Consider the following 20,660-nt stretch of genomic DNA (forward strand, 5'->3'; position numbering starts at 1 on the left):
AAGCTCGCTCCTACAAGGCGAGCTTGTGTTCCAGGTAGTGGATGTTCACGCCACCCTTGCAGAAGCCTTCGTCGCGAACCAGGTCGCGGTGCAGCGGGATGTTGGTCTTGATCCCGTCCACCACGATTTCGTCCAGGGCGTTGCGCATGCGCGCCATGGCTTCGTCACGGTCCTTGCCGTAGGTGATCAGCTTGCCGATCAACGAGTCATAGTTCGGCGGTACCGCATAACCACTGTACAGGTGCGAGTCGACGCGAACGCCGTTGCCGCCCGGTGCGTGGAAATGCTTGACGGTGCCCGGGCTCGGAATGAACTTCTTCGGGTCCTCGGCGTTGATCCGGCACTCCAGGGCATGACCGCGGATGACCACGTCGTCCTGGGTGTACGACAACGGGTTGCCGGCGGCGATGCTGAGCATCTCCTTGAGGATGTCGATGCCGGTGACCATTTCCGATACCGGGTGTTCCACCTGCACGCGAGTGTTCATCTCGATGAAGTAGAAGCGGCCGTCCTCGTAGAGAAACTCGAAGGTGCCGGCGCCACGGTAGTTGATGTCGATGCACGCCTTGACGCAGCGGGCGAAGACTTCCTGGCGGGCCTTTTCGTCGATGCCCGGGGCCGGTGCTTCTTCCAGGACCTTCTGGTGGCGGCGCTGCAGCGAGCAGTCGCGGTCACCCAGGTGAATGGCGTGGCCCTGGCCGTCGGACAGCACCTGGACTTCCACGTGACGCGGGTTGGTGAGGAATTTTTCCAGGTACACCATCGGGTTGCCGAACGCCGCGCCGGCTTCGGTGCGGGTCAGCTTGGCCGAGGCGATCAGGTCTTCTTCCTTGTGCACCACGCGCATGCCGCGACCACCACCGCCGCCGGCGGCCTTGATGATCACCGGGTAGCCGACTTCACGGCCGATGCGCAGGGCTTCTTCCTCGTCTTCCGGCAGCGGGCCGTCGGAACCGGGAACGGTCGGTACGCCGGCCTTGATCATGGCGTCCTTGGCCGAAACCTTGTCGCCCATCAGGCGAATGGTGTCGGCTTGCGGGCCGATGAAGGCGAAACCGGATTTCTCGACCTGTTCGGCGAAGTCGGCGTTTTCCGCGAGGAAGCCGTAGCCCGGGTGGATCGCCGTGGCGCCGGTCACTTCCGCCGCCGCGATGATGGCCGGGATGTGCAGGTAGGACTGGGCGGCAGACGCCGGGCCGATGCACACGGACTCATCCGCCAGGCCCAGGTGCATCAGCTCCTTGTCGGCCTTGGAGTAGACGGCGACGGTCTTGATGCCCTGTTCCTTGCACGCGCGCAGGATCCGTAGCGCAATCTCACCGCGGTTGGCGATCAGGACTTTTTCCAACTTCGCAGGTTTCGACATCGTTGGCTCTCCGCGCTTCAAACGATGGTGAACAGCGGTTGGTCGTACTCAACCGGCTGGCCGTCTTCGACGAGGATGGATTCGATCACACCGCTGTTTTCGGCTTCGATGTGGTTCATCATCTTCATGGCTTCGACGATGCACAGGATGTCGCCTTTCTTCACGCTCTGGCCGACTTCGACGAAAGAGGCGGAGGTTGGCGAGGCCTTGCGATAGAAGGTGCCGACCATCGGCGAACGGGCTACTGCGCCGTTCAGTGCCGGGGCGGCCGCAGCGGCTGGAGCTGCTGCCACTGCCGCAGGCGCGGCAACCGGAGCGGCGGCGGCGACAGGCGCGGCCATCGGTGCCGGTGCGTAGTACTGCTGCGCCGGGGTCTTGCTGTGGCGGCTGATGCGTACGGACTCTTCGCCTTCCTTGATCTCAAGCTCGTCGATACCGGACTCTTCCAGCAACTCGATCAGTTTCTTAACTTTACGGATATCCATTAATCGTCAACTCCCAAGGGTCGGTCAGGGGTGTTTAGCCTGTGATTCAAGCTGTTCCAGGGCGGCCTCCAGGGCCAGTCGATAACCGCTGGCGCCAAGGCCGCAGATCACTCCCACAGCGACATCTGAAAAGTAGGAGTGATGGCGGAAAGGTTCGCGTTTGTGCACGTTCGACAAATGCACTTCGATGAATGGGATGCTCACCGCCAGCAGCGCGTCACGTAATGCGACACTTGTATGCGTAAAAGCCGCCGGATTGATCAGAATGAAGTCCACGCCTTCGCCGCGGGCGGCGTGGATCCGCTCGATCAGTTCGTACTCGGCGTTGCTTTGCAGGTACAGCAGATGGTGCCCGGCCTCGCGGGCCCGGCGCTCCAGGTCCTGGTTGATCTCGGGCAGCGTCACCGCGCCATAGACCCCCGGCTCGCGGGTACCGAGCAGGTTCAGGTTGGGGCCGTGCAGAACCAGAAGCGTCGCCATCTGCTGTTCCTTGTTGTCTGTGGGCAGGCGTCAAAACCCGGCGACTATGCCCCAAAGACTTTGTGACTGTCCAGTTCTCTGCAATAGCCAGCACGATAACCGATATTCGCGCGAAATTTGTGACCACGGTGTTGGATCCGGTCATTCGCTCCCGAGTGGCGGCGTATCAGACGCGAAACGCCTGCACGGCGGTACGCAACTGTCCGCCCAGCACCAGCAGGTGTTCGCCCTGGCTGCGACCTTCGCCGATGCGCAGCAGGTTGTCACCGCCCAACTGGTGAATACGCTCGCTGTGATCGCGAATCTCGCTGACCGCGCCGCTTTGCTGGGCGGTGACATCGGCGATGCGCACCGCGGTGTCGGCAATGGTCTGGATCGCCCCGACAATCTTGTCCAGGGCTCCGTCCGCGGCCTGTGCCTGGCTGGCCGTGGCCTCGGCATGTTCGACCTGGGCGCGCATGCCTTCCACCGACTGCCGCGCCGCGCTCTGCAGGCCGGCGATCAGTGTCTGGATCTCGCCTGTGGCCCCGGCCGTGCGTTGTGCCAGGCTGCGTACCTCTTCGGCCACCACGGCGAAACCACGGCCCATTTCCCCGGCGCGGGCGGCTTCGATGGCGGCGTTGAGGGCCAGCAGGTTGGTCTGGTCGGCAATCGAGCGAATCACTGTCAGCACGCCGCCGATGGTGGCCGACTCCTCGGCCAGTTGCTCGATCATCTGGGCGTTGCCCTGGACTTCGCCGACCAGCGCATGCAGGCCGGTCAGGCTCAGGCCGATGACCTTCTGGCCGTGTTCCACCGCGCTGCCGGCGCTGCGGCTGGCATCGGCGGCCTGGCTGGCATCGCCGGCCACCTGCTGGATGGTGGCTTCCAGTTCGCCGAGGGCGTCGCGAATCTGCGCGGTGTCGCCGGCCTGGCGCTCGGCGCCGGTATGCAGGCCGCCGCTCAGGTCCGCCAGGGCGCGGCTGCTGCCGGCGACTTCCTCTGCGTTCTGCCGGATGGTGCCCACCAGGTCCACCAGATAAGCCCGCAGGCGGTTCAGCGAGGCTTCGATGTCATGCAGCTCGCGGTTGGTCTTGCCCAGCTGGATATCCCGGCCGAAGTCGCCTTCGGCCCAGGTCGACAGTGCCGGCGCGAGGTTGCTCAGGACGCGGGCCAGCTTGCGCTGCAGGGTGTCGATCAGCAGGGCGATCAGCAGAATCAGGCCGATCATCACGCCCTGCATCAGCCTGACCTCGCCCTGGATCTTGCCATGCTGGGCACGGACCACCGGCTCCAGCGCGGCAATCCCTTGCTGCACGGCGTTGATCTTGAGATGGGTCGCGGTTGCCAGGTCTGCGCGCTTCTGGATCTGCTCGCGGGTGCGGGCCAGTTCCGCCGGGTAGCGGGTCAGCAGGCTGTGCAGTTCGCGCTTGAGGTCGACGCCGGTGTCCTGGGCTGCGGCCTTTTCGCTATTGCCCAGGCCCATCATGGCGCTGAAATCGTCGGTATTGGATTCGCTGCTGGCGGTCACGCCGAGCAAGGGCAGGGCTTCGAGTTGTTCGGCCTGGCCGCGGATGCTCGCCAGCTCGCGCTCGACGTCGGCGGCCAGTTCGCTGCGCCCGCTGCTGACCAGTTTGTCCCGTGCCAGGCTCAGCTTGGCCAGGTGCGACGAGGCCGCCAGCAAGGGCGGCAGGTAGGCGGCCGCTTCCGGGGTCTTGGCCCCGGTGGCGTATTGGCTCAGCTGGTCGAGGTTGCCGCCCAGTTCGCGTTCGGCCTGGAGCAGCAGGGCCTGGGGATCGCCGGCCAGCTTACCGGCGGCCAGCAGGTCGGTCTTGCTGAAGTCGTTGAGGGCGGCGAGGCTCGGGCGCAGGGTGGCGGTCATGTCCGCCGGCAGGGCCCCGAGTTCCTTTTCCAGTTGCTCGATGGCCTGGCTCGCACTGCTCAGGCGCAAGGCGTCGCCGCTGCCCAGGTAGTCTTCGATATTGCGCGCCGCCTGGTTCTGGAACTGTTGCGACAGGCTGAGGTAACGCTCCATCAACTGGTAGGGGCGCTCCAGCGCCTGCTGCGACCACCAGAGCGTGGCGCCGAGCGCCAGGCAGACGGCGACGAGCAGCAGGGTGTTGAGATTGGTCAGCAGCTTCAGGCGCATTCAGGATTCTATCCACGACAAAGAGTGGTAAGTGCCTGAAGTTATTGCTGTTTTGTTACAAGGTCATGACGGAGTCGGTGGAATCCGATGAAAAGCTGGCACTTTGCCTTGCTGCTTGCACCCGGTTGCGCCCGGCATGTTTGGCGCGGTAGAGCGCTTCGTCGGCCTGGGTGGCCATCATCAGGCTGTCGGAATCGGCCTGCAGTTCGACGACGCCGGCGCTGAAGGTGCACCACAGGTCCTGCGGTTGTGCCGGGTAGTGGATTTCCGCGAAGCGCTGGCGAATTTCATCCAGCACCTTGTAGGCCGACTCGATGTCGGTGTCGGGCATGACGATGGCGAACTCTTCGCCGCCATAACGGCCGATGAAGTCGGTCTTGCGCAGGCGTTGCTTGAGAAACAGCGCCAGGCTCTTGATCACCCGGTCGCCCATGGGGTGACCGTGGCTGTCGTTGACCCGCTTGAAGTGGTCGATGTCGAGCATCGCGAAGCTCAGCGGCTTGCATTCGCGGCGGGCGCGGAAGCTGCAATCTTCGAGCAGTTGCAGGATATGGGTGTGGTTGTACAGGCCGGTGAGGCTGTCGCGGACCATCCGCGCCTTGAGGTTGCGCGCCCGGGCGGCCCGGTTGCGCACGGTGGTGATCAGGTGGCGTGGCTTGATCGGCTTGGTCAGGAAGTCGTCGCCGCCCTCGCTCATGGCGTCGAGCTGCTTGTCCAGGTCGTCCTCGGCCGACAGGTAGATGATCGGCACGCTGACATAACGGTCGTTGTGACGGATCACCTTGGCCAGCTCGGTGCCGGTGCAGGCCGGCATGTACATGTCGAGGATGATCAGGTCGGGCTGGAAGTCCGCCAGCTCGGCCATGGCCTGGATCGGATCGATCAGGGTCCGGGTGACGATCCCGGCGCTGTTGAGCAGGCGTTCGGTGTGCAGCGCCTGGGCCCGCGAGTCGTCGATGATCAGTACCTTGTACGGATCGTATTGGGCGACGCAGGTGAGGATTTCGATTTTCTCCAGCAGGCTCGAGGCTTCCAGGGCGCCGGTGAGGAACTCCTGGCCGCCGGCGCGCACGGCGGCCAGGCGGGTCGGGGTGTCGGTTTCGTGGAGACTGAAGAACAGCAGCGGCAGCTTGTGTTCCAGACCGAGCTGCGCTTCGGCGGCCAGGTGCAGGCCCATGCCGGCGCCGCTGAAGTCGACGTCCATGACAATGGCCGAAGGCAGGCGTTCGGCCATTGACGAACGGAACGCCGCGACACTGTCCAGCGATTGGGCGCTGAGGCCGAAGAACTCCAGTTGCTTGGCCAGGCGCTCGGCGCGGTCGTGGTCTTGCAGCATCACGTAGACGGGCTTGCGCAGCGGCGGCAGGAAGGTCTGTTCGAGCTGGTCGCCGTGGCGCAGGCCGGTGCGCGACAGGCGCTGCATCAGGCGGTTGAGTTCGGTGATCAGGCCGCTGCTCAGGCGCCCGCGGTTGGCCCCTACCGCTTCCAGGGAGTGGCCGATGTGGCGGGCCAGCTGGGTGTGTTCGGGTTGTTCGAAGCGTTCGGCGAAGCGCAGCAGGCGCAGGTTGGCCTCGCTCAGCTCGGACATGTCGGCGCTCGACCATTCGCTGCGCTGCAGGCGTTGCCAGATCTCGAGGATCTGCCGGGCCTGGTGAATGACCCGCTGGGCAAAGTGCTGCTTGAGGCGCTCGCGGCTGGGGTCTTCTGGCTCGGTCATATCCTGACTACTAGTAAGGGGAGGAACGGCTGGGGTCGACTGATGGCTCTATGCTAGCAGCTCTTTGGGTCAATGGCGGTGTCGTACGTCAATTAACCTCATTCATTTGGTGACCCGCCGGTCAAAGGGTGAGTGTTATCCCACAACAAGAGCGGATAGGTCGTATCGAGGAGGCGTCCTGTCGGGGCTTGATTTATAGTGCTCGCACGGATGGCAACGCTGCCGTGTCCCTGGCCTGCTGCAAAGACAGGAAAGGCACGATGGAGCAGGGTTGTGGTCGAACCGATGAATTCAGGAAAAGGATAGAGCCATGCTGGACTGGAAAAAACGCGAAGACAGCGCGCCGGAGCGTGCCGCCGCCCCCAAGTCGGCGACCCACGGTTACTTTCGCGGGGTGCTGTTCAGTCGTGCGCTGGCGACGCTGCTGGGCCTGTACCTGCTGGTCACGATCCTGATCGGCTGGTACTGGAGCCAGGAGCCGGCGTTGTTTCCGGTGCAGCAGAATGCGCAACTAGCCGCGGAGAAGGACGGTCGCAAGATGGTGGTGGGCTACACCACGGTCGAAACCCTCAAGACCGTGGCCGGCACCTTGCTGAACAAGCCCGGTGGCTACCTGTCCAACGACCGCTTTCCGCCGGGCGTCTGGCTGGACGATATTCCCCACTGGGAATACGGCGTACTGGTTCAGGTCCGCGACCTGACCCGCGCCCTGCGCAAGGACTTCGCCCGCTCCCAGTCGCAATCGGCTGAAGATGCCGACCTGGCCAAGGCCGAGCCGCGCTTCAACTTCGACAACAAGAGCTGGATGCTGCCGTCCAGCGAGTCGGAGTACCAGGAAGGGATCAACTCCCTGAGCCGCTACCAGGCCCGTTTGTCCGACCCGAACCAGAGCACCGCGCAGTTCTATGCCCGTGCCGACAACCTGAACAACTGGCTCGGCGATGTGGCGACCCGCCTGGGTTCGCTGTCCCAGCGCCTGTCGGCCAGCGTCGGGCGGGTCAAGCTCAACACCGCGCTGAAAACCGAAAGCGTGATCCCGGGGCAGGTGCCGCAGGTCGACGAGGAAATCGTCGAAACCCCGTGGTTGCAGATCGACGACGTGTTCTATGAGGCGCGCGGCCAGGCCTGGGCGCTGTCCCACCTGTTGCGGGCCATCGAAGTCGACTTCGCCGATGTCTTGGCGAAGAAGAACGCCACGGTCAGTGTGCGGCAGATCATTCGCGAACTGGAGGCGTCGCAGCAGCGGGTGTGGAGCCCGATGATCCTCAATGGCAGTGGCTTCGGCGTCCTGGCGAATCACTCGCTGGTGATGGCCAACTACATTTCCCGCGCCAACGCCGCGGTGATCGATTTGCGTCAACTGCTGAACCAGGGCTGAGCCATGGACAATGCTTCGAAGGAGGCCCGGCACCGCGCCGCCTCCGACGCCGAACAGATCGCCTGGGTCGACGCCGATGACCATCTGCTCGGCGCCCTGGCCCGGGCCGAGCTGCGCGAGCGCGGCCTGATCGGGCGCGGCACCTTTATCCTGCTGTTCAACTCCGCCGGTGAGCTGTGCGTGCATCGGCGCACCTTGAGCAAGGCCATCTACCCCGGTTACTGGGACGTGGCCGCCGGCGGCATGGTCCAGGCGGATGAAAGCTACGCCGAGTCCGCCGCCCGTGAGCTGGAAGAGGAGCTGGGCGTCAGTGGCGTGCCGCTGACCGAGCACGAGCACTTTTTCTTCGACCAGCCGGACAACCGTCTCTGGTGCGCGGTGTTCAGCGCGGTCTGGGACGGACCGCTGCGGTTGCAGCCGGAAGAGGTCCTCGAAGCGCGTTTTATCCCGGTTGACCAGGCGCTGCGCGAAACCCTGGAAAAGCCCTATTGTCCGGACTCCCTGGCGGCGTTGAAACGTTATCTGCAATAACACGGCAGCGACGTCGCAAAAGCTTCATCAATTGGCGCCGATTGGCTATTGGGCCGAGGGCTTTTTGCCGTTACACTGCGCGCCTTTCAAAAGCTGCGGCGGCATTGCCCGCCGCAGTTGCGCTGCCCCTGCCTGAGTGGGGCTTCGCGGTCGCAGGCCCCTCCCGGGGTGCGACCAGTCTTTAGTCCTCCCAAGAGGATTACCGGTGGCCAAAAAAGCCGCATCCTTCGCCGCCCTCGGTGGCCTGGTGTTCTCCACCGACGCAGGTCGACATTGCCCGGACTGTAGCCAGCCGGTGGCCGCCTGCATCTGCAAACAAACCGTTCTCCCGGCCGGCGACGGCATTGCCCGCGTGCGTCGCGAAAGCAAGGGTCGTGGCGGCAAGACGGTGACCACCATCACCGGCGTGCCACTGGCCGAAGAGGCCCTCAAGGAGCTGGCGACGACGTTGAAGAAACGTTGTGGGACCGGTGGAGCCTTGAAAGACGGCGTCATCGAGATCCAGGGCGATCACGTCGAGTTGCTGCTGGCCGAACTGGTCAAACACGGTTTCAAGGCGAAGAAGTCCGGCGGCTAGCAGCCTCTGTGAAAACCACTGTGCAGTGACCTGCCGGGCTGAACGAGGCCGGGCTGTCGTCCCCAGGGTTTTCACAGAGCCTGTTTTCGAACGGCCTCTAAACTCGGTGCTGGATTCAAGGTCTTAGTCCCTTGTATGCAGGCGAATCGTCATTTTAATTCTTTAGACTGCGCGCAGCCTGGACCCAGGCGGCGCTATTTGACTTCTTTATAGGGGACTTCGATGTCCGTACGACGCACACGCAAGGACGATGGCAGCCAATGGACAGTTGCGGACAGCCGCAGTGTTTATGGGATCCGCCATTGGGGGGCCGGGTATTTCGCGATCAATGACGCCGGTCGCGTCGAGGTTCGTCCGAACGGTCCGAGCAGTTCGCCCATCGACCTCTTCGAGCAGGTCGACGAACTGCGCAAGAGCGGTTTGTCCTTGCCGTTGCTGGTGCGCTTCCCGGATATCCTGCAGGACCGTGTCCGCCAACTGACCGGGGCGTTTGACGCCAACATCGAACGTCTGGAGTACCAGAGCAAGTACACCGCGTTGTACCCGATCAAGGTCAACCAGCAGGAAGCGGTGATCGAGAACATCATCGCCACCCAGAACGTTTCCATCGGCCTGGAAGCCGGTTCCAAGCCGGAGCTGCTGGCGGTGCTGGCCCTGGCGCCGAAGGGCGGCACCATTGTCTGCAACGGCTACAAGGACCGCGAGTTCATTCGCCTGGCGCTGATGGGCCAGAAGCTCGGTCACACGGTGTTCATCGTGATCGAGAAAGAATCCGAGGTCGAACTGGTGATCGAAGAGGCCGCCAGCCTCAAGGTCAAGCCACGGATCGGCCTGCGGGTGCGCCTGTCGTCCCTGGCCTCGAGCAAGTGGGCCGACACCGGTGGCGAAAAGTCCAAGTTCGGCCTCTCGGCGGCGCAGTTGCTGTCGGTGGTCGAGCGTTTCCGCGACGCCGGCCTGGACCAGGGCATTCGCCTGCTGCACTTCCACATGGGTTCGCAGATCGCCAACCTGGCGGACTACCAGTACGGTTTCAAGGAAGCGATCCGCTACTACGGCGAACTGCGCAACCTCGGCCTGCCGGTGGACCACATCGACGTCGGCGGCGGCCTGGGGGTGGACTACGACGGTACCCACTCGCGCAATGCCAGCTCGATCAACTACGACATGGATGACTACGCCGGTGTCGTGGTCGGCATGCTCAAGGAGTTCTGCGATGCACAGAACCTGCCGCATCCGAACATCTTTTCCGAAAGCGGCCGTTCGCTGACCGCCCACCACGCCATGCTGGTGGTGCAGGTGACCGACGTCGAGAAGCACAACGACGACGTGCCACGCATCGAGAACCCGGAGAACCTGCCGGAAACCGTGCAGTGGCTGGTGGAGCTGCTGGGGCCGACCGATATCGAGATGGTCACCGAAACCTACTGGCGCGCCACGCACTACATGAGCGACGTGGCCACCCAGTACGCCGACGGCAAGCTGACCCTGGCCGAGAAAGCCCTGGCCGAGCAATGCTATTTCGCCGTATGCCGGCGCCTGCACAACTCGTTGAAGGCCCGCCAGCGTTCGCACCGCCAGGTGCTCGACGAGCTCAACGACAAGCTGGCCGACAAGTACATCTGCAACTTCTCGGTGTTCCAGAGCCTGCCGGATACCTGGGCCATCGGCCAGGTCCTGCCGATCCTGCCGCTGCACCGTCTCGACGAAGAGCCGCTGCGCCGCGCGGTGCTGCAGGACCTGACCTGTGACTCCGACGGCAAGATCAAGCAATACGTCGACGAGCAGAGCATCGAGACCAGCCTGCCGGTACACGCCCTGAACGACGGCGAGGACTACCTGCTGGGGATCTTCCTGGTGGGCGCCTACCAGGAAATTCTCGGTGACATGCACAACCTGTTCGGCGATACCGACTCGGTGAACATCTACCAGAACGCCGATGGCAGCGTTTACCACGCCGGTATCGAAACCCACGACACCATCGAAGACATGCTGCGTTATGTGCACCTGTCGCCGGAGGAACTGATGACGCACTACCGCGACAAAGTCGCCAGCGCGAACATCAGTGTCAAGGAGCGTACCCAGTACCTGGACGCCTTGCGCCTGGGGCTGACCCGCTCTTCGTACCTGTCTTCATGAGGCTGCGCCAATAGTTCCTAGGAAATGGCCTTGTTTGAATTTGGTTGTTTCCTGTGAGTCTGTAGGTAATGTCTGTTTGTCAAAAACCCACCCTCCGCGGTGGGTTTTTTATGCCTTGGAGCCAAGATGGTGGCTTCCAGTATTCCGTGTTTTGCGTAGGTCTTTTCTCTAACTCTACTTCGGCCCTCTACTCGGCCTTGTCTCTCGGCGAGAATCCCGGTTGGGCCCACGTATGAGGAAAGCCAATGTTCGATCCAGTCAACGAGCCGTTTTTTCGGCTGGATGTCGCGGGCTTGTCCCATTCCCTGATTGTCACCGCCTTTACCGGCACGGAGGCGATCGACGAACTCTTTGCCTTCGAGCTGGATGTCCTGGACGAGGAGGGCGAACTGGACCTGGCCGGGTTGATGTACCGCAGTTGCTACCTGGCGCTGGGGGCTGAAAACGCCGGTTTTCACGGCCAGATACAGGGCGTCAACCTGACACTCCGGGGCTTGGCGCGGGGCCATTGCCGGCTGTCCCTGGGACCTCGCCTGGGTTGCCTGGCACAGCGCTTCGGCCGGCGACTTTTCCAGCAGTTCTCGGTCCCGGAGATCATTGCCCGGGTGCTCGAGGAGCATGGCCTGGGCGACGCCGCCGTGTGCTTCTCGCTCAAGGGCCACTATCCTCGGCGGACCTATTGCGTGCAGTACGAGGAGTCGAGCCTGGCGTTTGTGCAGCGGCTCTGTGCGCAAGAGGGCATCCATTTCCATTTCCAGCACAGCAGGGAGGCCCACCTGCTGGTCTTTGCCGATCATCAGGGGGCGTTCCGACGGACTCATCGGGCGTGCTTCGCTGACGAGACCGGTCCCGGCGTGCTGGACCTGTGCGTCACGCTGGCGGACAGCGCCCACCGGCGTGCCGGTCGCGGGCGCCCGGTGGCGCGGGGGGAAAGCGATCTGTACGGCTTGGCCTGCGGGGCGTACCTGCCCGTTTCGGGCCACCCTTGCGCGTCATGGAACCGCCTGTGGCTGGTCACCCGGCTTCGGCATCGCGGCGGCAGCCTGCCCGGCGCGCCTGCGGACCCCGGGCCACGGCTGCGCTACAGCAATGCCTTTGCGGCGACTTCCTGGGAGGTGGCGTTTCGTGGCCGAAGGCGCCGGCCCGCTCCGCTGTTGTCGGGCCTGTTCCGGGCGCAGGTGATCGGCACCGATGAGCAGGGGACCTGTCGCGATGCTCAGGGGCGGGTGGCGGTGCGGATCGAAGCCTTTTCCCTGGGGATGGGCTCGCCAGAGGTGCCGTGCTGGCTGCCGATGGTCCCGTCGTTGCAGCGTGAGTGCGAGGAAAGCGGCTCGGCACTGGCGGTCGGTACGCCGGTATGGGTGCGCTTCCAGGGCGGCGATCCGCAGTCCCCGCGGATTGTCATGGGGGGCGATGCGCGGTGGCCGACGCGGCGGCCCGGTGCGGTGCAGCGTCCGCGCCGGGAGCCGATTCTCGAGTCACTGCACGCCGGTTATCCCCTGGTGCTGCTGTGTGGGCGGCCCATGGGGGGCAGTGATCATCACTGTGTCGTGCCGGATTGCGCCTGTCGGGGCGCACCTTCGCGAAGGGGGGCACCATGAGCCGGGCGGATGAATCCAGCCAGTGGCTGTTGCTGGATGTGCCTGGGGCTCCGGGAGTGGTCGAGGCGCTGAAGGAGCGTTACGCGCACTACCTGGCCTACAACCTGTTCGACGGCACGCCGTTTCATGGCCTGGGTGAGGTCGCTCCGCGGTTGTTGCAACTGGCCGAGGATTGTCCGTTGAGCCGTTTCAGCCAGGCCAACCCAGGTCTCTGGCCCGGGTTGTTCCTGCGCAGCCGAGCCCCGCTGCCGACGTTGCTGGCCCACCTGCGGCAGATACTGGTGGTGCGCTTCGACGAGCAGGAACAAGGTTTGCTCAGCTATTACAACCCGCAGACCGCCAGCTATTTCTTCGATTCGGCGGATCCTGGCGAACTGAGCGGCTGGCTCGGCCCCATCAGTTGTCTGTACTGGCATGGCGGGACCTGGGCTGACAAGGCGATTGGCAGTGTCGGTTGGCAGCAACTGATCAATCCCGGGCTAGAGGTTCCAGTCCTCGGCGCGCCGCCATCCTTGAGCTGCCGCCAGCAGCGTCGGTTGCAGAGCTGCCTGCTGGAACGCCATGCCTACCAGTGGAGCCGCTGCAGCGGTCATGAATACGACAGGACCTGGTGCCATGTGCAGGAGGGTATCGCCCAGGGGTTTCGGGAGTACGGCCTTCTCGATGGCTGGTTGCATTTACGTGCGGAGTATCCCGCTGCGCCTATTCCGACGAGTCTGCCGGGGGGCTCTCCTGTCGAGCGTCTGGAAAACCTGCGGCGTACCTGGAGTGCAGGTCAGGGTTGATCGCCAGCTTGCTCGGCGGCGGGAATTGGCGTAACGCCATATGACTACAAGTTATGAGCCGGTCACATTCTGTGTCTGGGTCATTTCTTAGGTTTGTATTTGGGGAAAGGAGACTTGGGGAAAAGGAGACAGATTTATTTTTGAAGCACATCTTTCCAAGAAATAAATCCGCCCCTTTCGGTTTACTTACTCAAAAAGCGTAGCCAATCCCAATTTTTAAAGTTGTATCGAAGGTCTTACTTTCTGGCATCCATACCGGACTTCCGCTCGAAGTTCTGTGCGTAGCACTGCTGCCATATTTAAAGGACGTGTAATCGACGCCCACATTTCCATGAAAGTTTTTCGTGAATGCATAATCTGTAGATAAGCCGGCTTTATACAGATTGGAATCTCCGAGCGAACCAGAGAATCCAGAAGGGCCATTCCCATCAAAGTCTGCCGCGAACGTGCGCCCAACCAAGGCATTGGCGGTAAACACCAAACGGGAAAAGGGCGAGTATTGGACAAGCGTGCCGGCGCCATACCAGTTGTGGGTAAAGGTTGAGTCGGAGCTGGCTTTGATCTGCTGCTCATGACGGCCAAGTTCGCCGTAAGGGGTGATCATGAACGTCCCGTCAAGCGCAAAACCTTTTCCCCAGCGCAGACTGTAGTCGGAAATGGTTGACCCCACCTGTCCAGCCGAAGAGCCAAAGCCTCTGCCGCGGAGTGTGCCCTCATATCCGACATGTCCGTCGCTCTTACTGTATTGAAGTTGAAGGTAGTCGTTATCAAACAATACATCATTCATCATGGAGAAAGATAATGCGAAGCCGGGGATATGACCGCTTTCTGTATAATACTTTCCGACAGCACTGCCTCCTCTCCCGTCGTTGGTTTCCTTATAATCGACTTTTGTGGAGATGGCCTGGATTTCAAATTGATTGTTCGATGCTTTTATATCGTCTGTTCCGGCGAATGCCGTCGAGCACAAAGCTGCAGTGGCGACAAAAACTGCCATCTCATTGATTTTCAATCTATTCCCCTAGAATTAAAAATTACAATAGTCAACTGGTTGCAACGGCTATGAAGGCCGCGACTGGCCAGAATTTTTCATATGTTCTGTTGCCAGCTTGTAATGCTGGCAGATTGCAGGCTGTTCAGGTTCGGCCAGGATGGCGACGAGTGAGGCAATGCCGCTGTCTTCACTTCCTGTGGGTTGCAGCGTTTCGGGCGAAACGCGAGTCCTTGCGTTACGATCAGGCATGTCAACTCAATAGTATTCACGAAAGATGAAAGTACATCGTGCTATGACAGGCGCGACGAACCAACCTTGAGCAGACGAATACATGCAGAAGGTGTTGTAGCTAAAATTTAGATTTACCCAAAGCTTGAACTTAGTACCTGCTTACAGCAGATATCAAAGAGCCATCAAAGGCTAGCACCTATTACTCGCCAGAAAAAGCATGGTTTTCGCCCAGCAACGCTCATTGATGGGCAAGCGCGAGCAACCCTTTCAATCGAGATGGTTTGTATCAATAAATAAATATTAAAGTACAAACCTGCACTTCGAGTGGGCTCTGTTGACTCAACAAGCCACGAATCTCAATGGCTACGGCCATTTTCTCAACTGAACCGCCAGGTAACGTCTACCTTACAATTGACTCACGCTCTTCTATCTCTCGCACCCGCAAAGCCGCCTCTTAAACAAGGAATAAGTCCCATTCCCTTCAATGCTGAATTGATAACTTCAACCCCGTTCAGCATTGGTTCAGCTTAATCGACAACATTGCCATTGCCCGTTCGTGGCGGTGCTTGCTGCGACGATGCTGACTCAAAGCCGCTGAACCAGCCGTCATTGCGTTGCAGCTTCAAGGCGCAGAGCCCCAGTGTCAGGCTGCGCAGCGCCATGAACAGCAGGAAACTTATCCACAGGCCGTGGTTGCCAAAGGCGCTCAGCAGCCAGGCGCAGGGCAGGCTGAGCAGCACGCTGAGCAACATGCTGTCGCGCATTTCCCGGGCGCGGGTGGCACCGATGAACAGGCCATCGAGCAGGTAGCTCCAGACCGCGATCAGCGGCAACAGGGCCAGGTAAGGCAGGTAGCCGAAGGCGGTGTCGCGGACACTGGGGATGTCGGTCTGCAGGCTGACGAACAGATGGCCGCCGAACAGGAACGCCAGCCCGAAGCCCAGGCTCGTCAGCAGCGACCAACCTGCCGCGACCACCAGGGAACGGCGCAGGGTGTCGCGATCGCGGGCACCGATGGCGTGGCCACAGAGCGCTTCCACGGCATGGGCCAGTCCGTCCAGGGCGTGGGCGGTGAGCAACAGGCCGTTGAGCAGCAGGGCGTTGGCCGCGACAGTGGCGTCGCCCAGGCGGGCGCCCTGGACGGTGATCAGGAAGAACACCGATTGCAGCGCCATGCTGCGAATGAAGATATCGCGGTTCACCGTCAGCAGCGGGCGCCAGCTCTGCCAACGCTGCAGCGCTGCCCAGGCGATCTGCCCGGGGTAGGCGCGTAGGGCCTTGCCGGTCAGGCTCAGGCCGAGCAGCGCGCCGGTCCATTCGGCGATCACCGAGGCCCGGGCCGAACCGACCACGCCCCAGTCCAGCCCGAGGACGAACCACAGGTTCAGGGCAATATTCACCAGGTTGGTGCTTAGCAGGATGGCCAGCGGCGCGCGGGCGTTCTGGGTCCCGAGGAACCAGCCGACCAGGGCATAGCTGGCAAGCGCCGCCGGCAGACCGAAGAGTCGGGTGTGGAAGAAGGCCAGGGTCAGTTCGTGCAACTCGCTCGAGGGTTGCATGAGCACCAGCGCCAGTTCGCCGAACGGCATGGCGATCGCCCCCAGGAACAGCGCCAGCACCAGACTCAGCAACAACCCTTGGGCCAGCACCTGGCGCAATGCCGCGCCGTCCCCGCGTCCGGCAGCCTGTGCGGCGAAACCGGTGGAGCCCATGCGCAGGAAACCCATGGCCCAGGCGAGAAAGATATACAGGCTGGCCCCCACCGCCACGGCGCCCAACTGATGGGCATGGGGCAGATGGCCGATCACGCTGCTGTCGACCAGCGCCACCAGCGGAACGGAGATATTCGACAGGATCATGGGCGCGGCAAGCGCCCAGACACGGCGGTGGGTCGGGCGGTCTCGCCAGTCAGCGATCAAGGACGGCATGCGGGCGACTCGTCAATGAATGATCCAGCTCAACAACCAGAGTCCGAGCAACAGCCAGAGGATGCCGAGGAAGACGGAAGCCCGCATGAAGGCGCGGATGGCCGAGTAGATCAGCATCAGGCCGAAGACCAGGATCAGCAGGCTGAAGATCGAGGGGCTGATGCCCAGGGCGCGGGCGAACCCGTCGATAAAGTTTTCGCCGGCATGGGTCAGCATATGGAAGAAGCCGTTGAGGCCATCGATGATAAAGCGGATCACCGAGCCCAGTGCCTGGCCCAACCATTCGAAAAAGCTTTCTACCTGCATAGTTACCCCTGATGAATAAGTCGACTGACGCGCCGCACTGGCAGGGAGCAGGTTTTACAGGCGCGCCCGAGGGTTGTCCAGACACTGCATCAGGAGGGATTGAGCAGATGCAGCCTGGGCTGCGGAAACAGGTTGTTGAGGGTTTCCAGCAGGTGCACGTGGTAGATGGGTTTACGGAACAGCTCCAGGACCTGGAGCCGCAGCATGTCATTGACATCGTCCATGTCGGCGTGGCCGGACGTCACGATCACCGGCAGGTGTTGGCGCGAGGTGTGTTCACGCAGACGCTTGATCAGCGACATGCCGCTTTCTTCCGGCATGCGCAGGTCGGTGATCACCAGGGCGATGTCCGGGTGATGCGTCAGGTGCGAAAGGGCCCGCTCGACGGAGGTGGCGGTGAAGCAGCAAAAGCCTTCGCTCTCCAGCAGCTCGGCAAGTTCCAGCAGCACGTCCTCTTCGTCATCCATGAGAAGGAGCTGTTGGCGTGGGGGGGAAGAGACGTCCATGAGCAATTCCTGTTGCTGAGTTCGCTTCTGAGTGTAGCGCCTCTTTGCCTGGGCAAGGTCGGGGGATGGGCGAATGGCACCGCGCGCGAAGACTGGGGCTCGGGCGCGAGTCGATGCCCGAGCCCCGGCACAACCCGGCCAGGGCGCCGGCTAGCTCGGTGGATAGGCCATCATCAGCTTGGCCACCGCCTGGTTGATCGCCGTGCTGCGCTCGGCCGGTGTCGACCTGTCCTTGACCGTCTTCTCGGCACTGCCGCGCCAGACCAGCTTACCGTCCTTGCCATCGAACAGGTCCACCTGGATCGTCGCGACCTGGTAGTCGTAACTGCGGATTTCCGTGTAGCCCGGGCCGCCCCAGAAGCCGCCGTGCCAAGGGCCACCCCAGGCGCCGCCGTAATTGGTGCTGACCTGTTGCTGGCGGTTGTCGACGATCAGGTACGCCTGCACCTTCACATCGGCCTTGCCGCCGGCCACGGCCGGGCGCAGGCCATGCTGGTCCAGCTGCTCGCCGACCGCCTGGCGGATACGCTGCTCGGTCAGGTCGCTCTTGATCCGTGGATCGTCCGGCCGGTATTGCAACGCGGGTTCTTTCCAGCCCCAGCTCCGGTATCCAGCGAAATCGCGACTGGCGTCGAAGTCGTGGCTGACCTGGGTGGTTTCGCAAGCGCTGAGCAGCACGGCGAAAGCCACTAAAGCGAGACGGCGGAACATGATTTTTCTCCGGGGGTAGTCTAGCTGGGTGGATAACTGGCCAGGGCCTTGCCCACCGCGTCGCGCAAGGCATCCGCGCGCTCGAGCTGATTGCCCTGGGTACCGGTCTCGGCGCTGGCGCTCCAGACCGGTTGGCCGGTGCCGGCGTCGAACAGGCTGATGCGCACCACGAGCACCTGCACCTCATAGGTGCGCACGATCGGGGCGCTGGGGTACATGCCATAGCGGTAGCCGTAGGGGCCACCGGCATAGCCGTAATCTTCCTGGACCTGGCGCAGGCGTTTCTCCACGTGCAGGTCGGCGCTGACCCGCAGGTCCGGCGGTGCGGTGTCGCGGCGTGGGCGCAAGCCCTGTTGTTCGAGGGCGTTGCCCACCACTTCGGCCAGCTGCGCCGGGTCGGCCCAGGTGGTGCCGGCGGGCAGCCGGTCATTGGTCCAGGCCCAGGTGCGGTAGCGCGCATAGTCCCGTGGCGCCGCCGGGTAGGCGCTCAGGTCCGGGGCACGGGAAACCTGCGCCGGAGCGGGTGGCAGAGGCAGGGAGCTGGCGGTGTAGGGGTTGTTGCTCTGGCAGGCCGTCACACCCAGGCACAACGCTAGCAGACAAAAACGGCGACTCATTGCAGCCTCCACATTCAGACCGGACGGCAGATCCAGTGCAGGTAACGTCCCAGCCCGGCAAAACCGGGGTGGCGACGGTGGGCCAGTTCCATTTCCAACAGGTCCGCCAGCGCGGCGCGGGCCTGGAATTCAACCGGCATGTAGTCGTGAAAAACCCGCACCCCGCTCTGTATTTCGACCCGCCACAGACCTTCAAGTTGCGCCGCCAGCTCACGCGGATCAAGCGGTCGTTGCGGGGTCAGGCTCTGTTTTTCGCCGGCCATGTCGTTCTTGCGCATCTTGCGGAAATGGCCCTTGAGCAAGTTGCGGTAGACCAGTGCATCGCGGTTGTAGAAGGCCAGGGACAGCCAGCCATCCGCTTTGCACAGCTGATGCAGCACCGGCAGGATCGCATGGGGTTCGGCCAGCCATTCCAGCACGGCGTGGCAGAGCACCAGGTCATAAGGCTCGGTGAGCTGGCCAAGCAGCTCCTGCCACGGTGCCTGGATGAACGTCGCGCTTTGTCCGGCCTCGGCAAAGCGCTGGCGCGCGCCCTCGAGCATCGGCTCGGCGGGTTCGGCCAGGGTCACCTGGTGACCGCGTTCGGCCAGCCACAACGACATATGGCCCAGGCCGGCACCGATATCCAGCACCCGCAACGGGCGCTGCGGCAGGCTCTCGGTCAGGTCCGCCTGGAGCACCGCCAGGCGGATCGCGCCCTTGGCCCCGCCGTAGATTTTCTCGGCGAAACGGGTCGCCAACTGATCGAAATGACGGTCGCTCATTGGACGAAGCGCCGTTCGCTGTCGGCCAGCTTGGCGCGGACCACCTCGTTCATGTCCAAGCCCAGTTCGCTGCAGAGCAGGAGCAGGTACAGGACGATATCGCCGACTTCCTGCCCGGCATGGGCCAGCTTTTCCGGCGGCAGCTGGCGGGACTGATCCTCGCTGAGCCACTGGAAAATCTCCACCAGTTCGGCCATCTCCACGCTGGCGGCCATGGCCAGGTTCTTCGGGCTGTGGAAGGCTTTCCAGTCGTTGCGGTCACGGATGCCGTGCAGGCGTTGGGTCAGTTCATCGAGGTTCATGCGGGTGTTCTCCTTCAAGGCGTCTAGCTTCCGGTGGATGAGAACGGGAAGCAAGGGCCTTGCTGTAGGGATAACACCTGGCGAAGATGAAATATTCGTCAGGACGGGTAGGCGCGGTGTCAGGCGATGGGGCGCCACAGGCCGATCAGATGCTCCAGCCCCCTGGTACCGGACAAGCGGAATGCGCCGTTCGACCCTGGTGCGCTGGCCCATAGAACGACTTCGCCGGGCAGGCGCACCGGTCTCTTGAATGCCACCTCGATCTCGATATTCGCGCTCGGCAGGTGTGCTTGCAGGGCGGCCAGGATCCGGGCCTTGTTCCACAGGCCATGGGCGATGGCTCGGGGGAACCCGAACCAGCGGGCGCTCAGGGCCGTCAGATGGGTCGGGTTGTAGTCGCCTGAAACCCTGGCGTACTGTCGACCGATATCGGCGGGAACCTGCCAGCGGCACAGCTCCGTCAAGGGCAAGGGCGCTGCCTCGCTGGGCGTCGCGGGCTTTGCATCGAGCGTGATGCGCCGGCAGAGTAGCCGGCTTTCGGCTTCCCAAAGCGGTCCGAGGGCATCATCGACCTGGGTGAGCAGATCGAAGGTCGCGCCCTGGATATGGGGCTGCAGGTTGCGCACCCGCACGCCGATCCGCAGATTGCCCGGGCCACCCAAGGGCCGCAGCAGGCGGATGCGATTGTTCAGGTGCAGCAGACCCGCCAGGGGGAAGGGGAAATCCCTGGCCGTCAGTAACTGCAATTGCAGGGGCAAGGCCAGCACATGAGGATAGGTGGCCGGCATTGGGCCGTTATCGGGAAAACCGCAGACCCGGCGATACGCGGCCAGGCGTTGGGCATCGACGGTCACCCAACTGCGTAGCCCTTGATCAGGCAAGTCCCGACCGGTGATTTTGCGCCGCGTGGCCGCGCGCAGGTACAGCGCGGGCAGGCTGGGCGCGGCGGTCAGGTATTGCCAGTTCACGGCCATGCGCGGGCTCCCAGTGGGTAGTCGCTTTTCTTGTAGGAAAGATCCTTCATTTTTATGGGAAATGTTCTTTAGATAATAGGGTGTATTCATTGCATCGTATTGCCGTGTTGGCCGCGACGGCATTGTCAGAATGGATGGCTTGG

At 62.7% G+C, this 20,660-nt stretch carries 20 protein-coding genes; 6 read left to right on the forward strand and 14 right to left on the reverse strand.

The window, feature by feature from the left end; all coding sequences use genetic code 11:
• Nucleotides 1-10 precede the first annotated feature (10 nt).
• The 5 genes from accC to UCMB321_RS03810 all read right to left on the reverse strand — a co-directional run bounded on the left by accC (nucleotide 11) and on the right by UCMB321_RS03810 (nucleotide 6,176).
• Entirely contained in the window at nucleotides 11-1,366 is a 1,356-nt protein-coding gene (gene accC / locus UCMB321_RS03790; RefSeq protein WP_040063982.1) for an acetyl-CoA carboxylase biotin carboxylase subunit, read from the reverse strand.
• Nucleotides 1,367-1,383: 17 nt separating this feature from the next.
• Complete coding sequence (gene accB, locus UCMB321_RS03795) at nucleotides 1,384-1,851, reverse strand: acetyl-CoA carboxylase biotin carboxyl carrier protein (protein ID WP_040063983.1); 468 nt, start codon at nucleotides 1,849-1,851, stop codon at nucleotides 1,384-1,386.
• 24 nt (nucleotides 1,852-1,875) lie between these two features.
• Nucleotides 1,876-2,331: a type II 3-dehydroquinate dehydratase gene (gene aroQ / locus UCMB321_RS03800; protein WP_040063984.1), complete on the reverse strand. Its 456-nt coding sequence runs from the start codon at nucleotides 2,329-2,331 to the stop codon at nucleotides 1,876-1,878.
• A 166-nt stretch (nucleotides 2,332-2,497) separates the two neighbouring features.
• The gene (locus tag UCMB321_RS03805) at nucleotides 2,498-4,459 is read right to left on the reverse strand and encodes a methyl-accepting chemotaxis protein (RefSeq protein WP_040063986.1); all 1,962 of its coding nucleotides are present in this window, start codon (nucleotides 4,457-4,459) and stop codon (nucleotides 2,498-2,500) included.
• A 55-nt stretch (nucleotides 4,460-4,514) separates the two neighbouring features.
• On the reverse strand, nucleotides 4,515-6,176 hold the full coding sequence (locus UCMB321_RS03810) for a response regulator (protein WP_040063987.1): 1,662 nt from the start codon (nucleotides 6,174-6,176) through the stop codon (nucleotides 4,515-4,517).
• A gap of 310 nt (nucleotides 6,177-6,486) precedes the next feature.
• Between UCMB321_RS03810 and UCMB321_RS03815 the strand changes: the two genes are divergently transcribed.
• From UCMB321_RS03815 to UCMB321_RS03840, 6 genes are all read left to right on the forward strand, one after another.
• The gene (locus UCMB321_RS03815) at nucleotides 6,487-7,554 is read left to right on the forward strand and encodes a DUF2333 family protein (RefSeq protein WP_040063988.1); all 1,068 of its coding nucleotides are present in this window, start codon (nucleotides 6,487-6,489) and stop codon (nucleotides 7,552-7,554) included.
• Nucleotides 7,555-7,557: 3 nt separating this feature from the next.
• A complete protein-coding gene (locus UCMB321_RS03820; RefSeq protein WP_040063989.1) occupies nucleotides 7,558-8,085 on the forward strand; it encodes an NUDIX hydrolase in 528 nt (175 codons plus the stop codon).
• Nucleotides 8,086-8,290: 205 nt separating this feature from the next.
• Nucleotides 8,291-8,662, forward strand: a complete 372-nt coding sequence (locus tag UCMB321_RS03825) for a translation initiation factor Sui1 (protein ID WP_040063990.1) — start codon at nucleotides 8,291-8,293, stop codon at nucleotides 8,660-8,662.
• A gap of 222 nt (nucleotides 8,663-8,884) precedes the next feature.
• A complete protein-coding gene (gene speA, locus UCMB321_RS03830; RefSeq protein ID WP_040063991.1) occupies nucleotides 8,885-10,798 on the forward strand; it encodes an arginine decarboxylase in 1,914 nt (637 codons plus the stop codon).
• 245 nt (nucleotides 10,799-11,043) lie between these two features.
• The gene (locus UCMB321_RS03835; protein ID WP_040063992.1) at nucleotides 11,044-12,399 is read left to right on the forward strand and encodes a contractile injection system protein, VgrG/Pvc8 family; all 1,356 of its coding nucleotides are present in this window, start codon (nucleotides 11,044-11,046) and stop codon (nucleotides 12,397-12,399) included.
• The gene (locus UCMB321_RS03840; RefSeq protein WP_040063993.1) at nucleotides 12,396-13,184 is read left to right on the forward strand and encodes a DUF4123 domain-containing protein; all 789 of its coding nucleotides are present in this window, start codon (nucleotides 12,396-12,398) and stop codon (nucleotides 13,182-13,184) included. Before UCMB321_RS03835 ends, UCMB321_RS03840 begins: the two co-directional genes overlap by 4 nt.
• A gap of 190 nt (nucleotides 13,185-13,374) precedes the next feature.
• Here UCMB321_RS03840 and UCMB321_RS03845 read toward each other — a convergent pair whose 3' ends face one another.
• From UCMB321_RS03845 to UCMB321_RS03885, 9 genes are all read right to left on the reverse strand, one after another.
• Nucleotides 13,375-14,196, reverse strand: coding sequence for a porin (locus UCMB321_RS03845; protein WP_157015848.1), 822 nt, complete (start codon nucleotides 14,194-14,196; stop codon nucleotides 13,375-13,377).
• Between the two features lie 740 nt (nucleotides 14,197-14,936).
• Complete coding sequence (locus tag UCMB321_RS03850) at nucleotides 14,937-16,337, reverse strand: MATE family efflux transporter (RefSeq protein WP_084614795.1); 1,401 nt, start codon at nucleotides 16,335-16,337, stop codon at nucleotides 14,937-14,939.
• Between the two features lie 12 nt (nucleotides 16,338-16,349).
• The gene (locus UCMB321_RS03855) at nucleotides 16,350-16,643 is read right to left on the reverse strand and encodes a hypothetical protein (protein WP_040063997.1); all 294 of its coding nucleotides are present in this window, start codon (nucleotides 16,641-16,643) and stop codon (nucleotides 16,350-16,352) included.
• A gap of 89 nt (nucleotides 16,644-16,732) precedes the next feature.
• Nucleotides 16,733-17,149, reverse strand: a complete 417-nt coding sequence (locus tag UCMB321_RS03860; protein ID WP_084614797.1) for a response regulator — start codon at nucleotides 17,147-17,149, stop codon at nucleotides 16,733-16,735.
• A gap of 150 nt (nucleotides 17,150-17,299) precedes the next feature.
• Nucleotides 17,300-17,860: a DUF4136 domain-containing protein gene (locus tag UCMB321_RS03865; protein ID WP_040064003.1), complete on the reverse strand. Its 561-nt coding sequence runs from the start codon at nucleotides 17,858-17,860 to the stop codon at nucleotides 17,300-17,302.
• 20 nt (nucleotides 17,861-17,880) lie between these two features.
• The gene (locus UCMB321_RS03870) at nucleotides 17,881-18,477 is read right to left on the reverse strand and encodes a DUF4136 domain-containing protein (protein WP_040064004.1); all 597 of its coding nucleotides are present in this window, start codon (nucleotides 18,475-18,477) and stop codon (nucleotides 17,881-17,883) included.
• A gap of 14 nt (nucleotides 18,478-18,491) precedes the next feature.
• Nucleotides 18,492-19,241, reverse strand: coding sequence for a methyltransferase (locus tag UCMB321_RS03875; RefSeq protein WP_040064005.1), 750 nt, complete (start codon nucleotides 19,239-19,241; stop codon nucleotides 18,492-18,494).
• A complete protein-coding gene (locus tag UCMB321_RS03880) occupies nucleotides 19,238-19,543 on the reverse strand; it encodes a MazG-like family protein (protein WP_040064007.1) in 306 nt (101 codons plus the stop codon). The genes UCMB321_RS03875 and UCMB321_RS03880 overlap by 4 nt, the downstream gene beginning before the upstream one ends.
• Before the next feature lie 119 nt (nucleotides 19,544-19,662).
• Complete coding sequence (locus UCMB321_RS03885) at nucleotides 19,663-20,517, reverse strand: MaoC family dehydratase (RefSeq protein ID WP_040064009.1); 855 nt, start codon at nucleotides 20,515-20,517, stop codon at nucleotides 19,663-19,665.
• Between the last annotated feature and the right edge of the window lie 143 nt (nucleotides 20,518-20,660).

The sequence above is a fragment of the Pseudomonas batumici genome (assembly GCF_000820515.1).
GTDB lineage: Bacteria > Pseudomonadota > Gammaproteobacteria > Pseudomonadales > Pseudomonadaceae > Aquipseudomonas > Aquipseudomonas batumici.

What these genes read in the sequence shown, in the direction of transcription:
- accC (WP_040063982.1), bottom strand. Translation starts at nt 1,366, where the DNA reads ATGTCGAAACCTGCGAAGTTGGAAAAAGTCCTGATCGCCAACCGCGGT.
- accB (WP_040063983.1), bottom strand. Translation starts at nt 1,851, where the DNA reads ATGGATATCCGTAAAGTTAAGAAACTGATCGAGTTGCTGGAAGAGTCC.
- aroQ (WP_040063984.1), bottom strand. Translation starts at nt 2,331, where the DNA reads ATGGCGACGCTTCTGGTTCTGCACGGCCCCAACCTGAACCTGCTCGGT.
- UCMB321_RS03805 (WP_040063986.1), bottom strand. Translation starts at nt 4,459, where the DNA reads ATGCGCCTGAAGCTGCTGACCAATCTCAACACCCTGCTGCTCGTCGCC.
- UCMB321_RS03810 (WP_040063987.1), bottom strand. Translation starts at nt 6,176, where the DNA reads ATGACCGAGCCAGAAGACCCCAGCCGCGAGCGCCTCAAGCAGCACTTT.
- UCMB321_RS03815 (WP_040063988.1), top strand. Translation starts at nt 6,487, where the DNA reads ATGCTGGACTGGAAAAAACGCGAAGACAGCGCGCCGGAGCGTGCCGCC.
- UCMB321_RS03820 (WP_040063989.1), top strand. Translation starts at nt 7,558, where the DNA reads ATGGACAATGCTTCGAAGGAGGCCCGGCACCGCGCCGCCTCCGACGCC.
- speA (WP_040063991.1), top strand. Translation starts at nt 8,885, where the DNA reads ATGTCCGTACGACGCACACGCAAGGACGATGGCAGCCAATGGACAGTT.
- UCMB321_RS03835 (WP_040063992.1), top strand. Translation starts at nt 11,044, where the DNA reads ATGTTCGATCCAGTCAACGAGCCGTTTTTTCGGCTGGATGTCGCGGGC.
- UCMB321_RS03840 (WP_040063993.1), top strand. Translation starts at nt 12,396, where the DNA reads ATGAGCCGGGCGGATGAATCCAGCCAGTGGCTGTTGCTGGATGTGCCT.
- UCMB321_RS03850 (WP_084614795.1), bottom strand. Translation starts at nt 16,337, where the DNA reads ATGCCGTCCTTGATCGCTGACTGGCGAGACCGCCCGACCCACCGCCGT.
- UCMB321_RS03855 (WP_040063997.1), bottom strand. Translation starts at nt 16,643, where the DNA reads ATGCAGGTAGAAAGCTTTTTCGAATGGTTGGGCCAGGCACTGGGCTCG.
- UCMB321_RS03860 (WP_084614797.1), bottom strand. Translation starts at nt 17,149, where the DNA reads ATGGACGTCTCTTCCCCCCCACGCCAACAGCTCCTTCTCATGGATGAC.
- UCMB321_RS03865 (WP_040064003.1), bottom strand. Translation starts at nt 17,860, where the DNA reads ATGTTCCGCCGTCTCGCTTTAGTGGCTTTCGCCGTGCTGCTCAGCGCT.
- UCMB321_RS03870 (WP_040064004.1), bottom strand. Translation starts at nt 18,477, where the DNA reads ATGAGTCGCCGTTTTTGTCTGCTAGCGTTGTGCCTGGGTGTGACGGCC.
- UCMB321_RS03875 (WP_040064005.1), bottom strand. Translation starts at nt 19,241, where the DNA reads ATGAGCGACCGTCATTTCGATCAGTTGGCGACCCGTTTCGCCGAGAAA.
- UCMB321_RS03880 (WP_040064007.1), bottom strand. Translation starts at nt 19,543, where the DNA reads ATGAACCTCGATGAACTGACCCAACGCCTGCACGGCATCCGTGACCGC.
- UCMB321_RS03885 (WP_040064009.1), bottom strand. Translation starts at nt 20,517, where the DNA reads ATGGCCGTGAACTGGCAATACCTGACCGCCGCGCCCAGCCTGCCCGCG.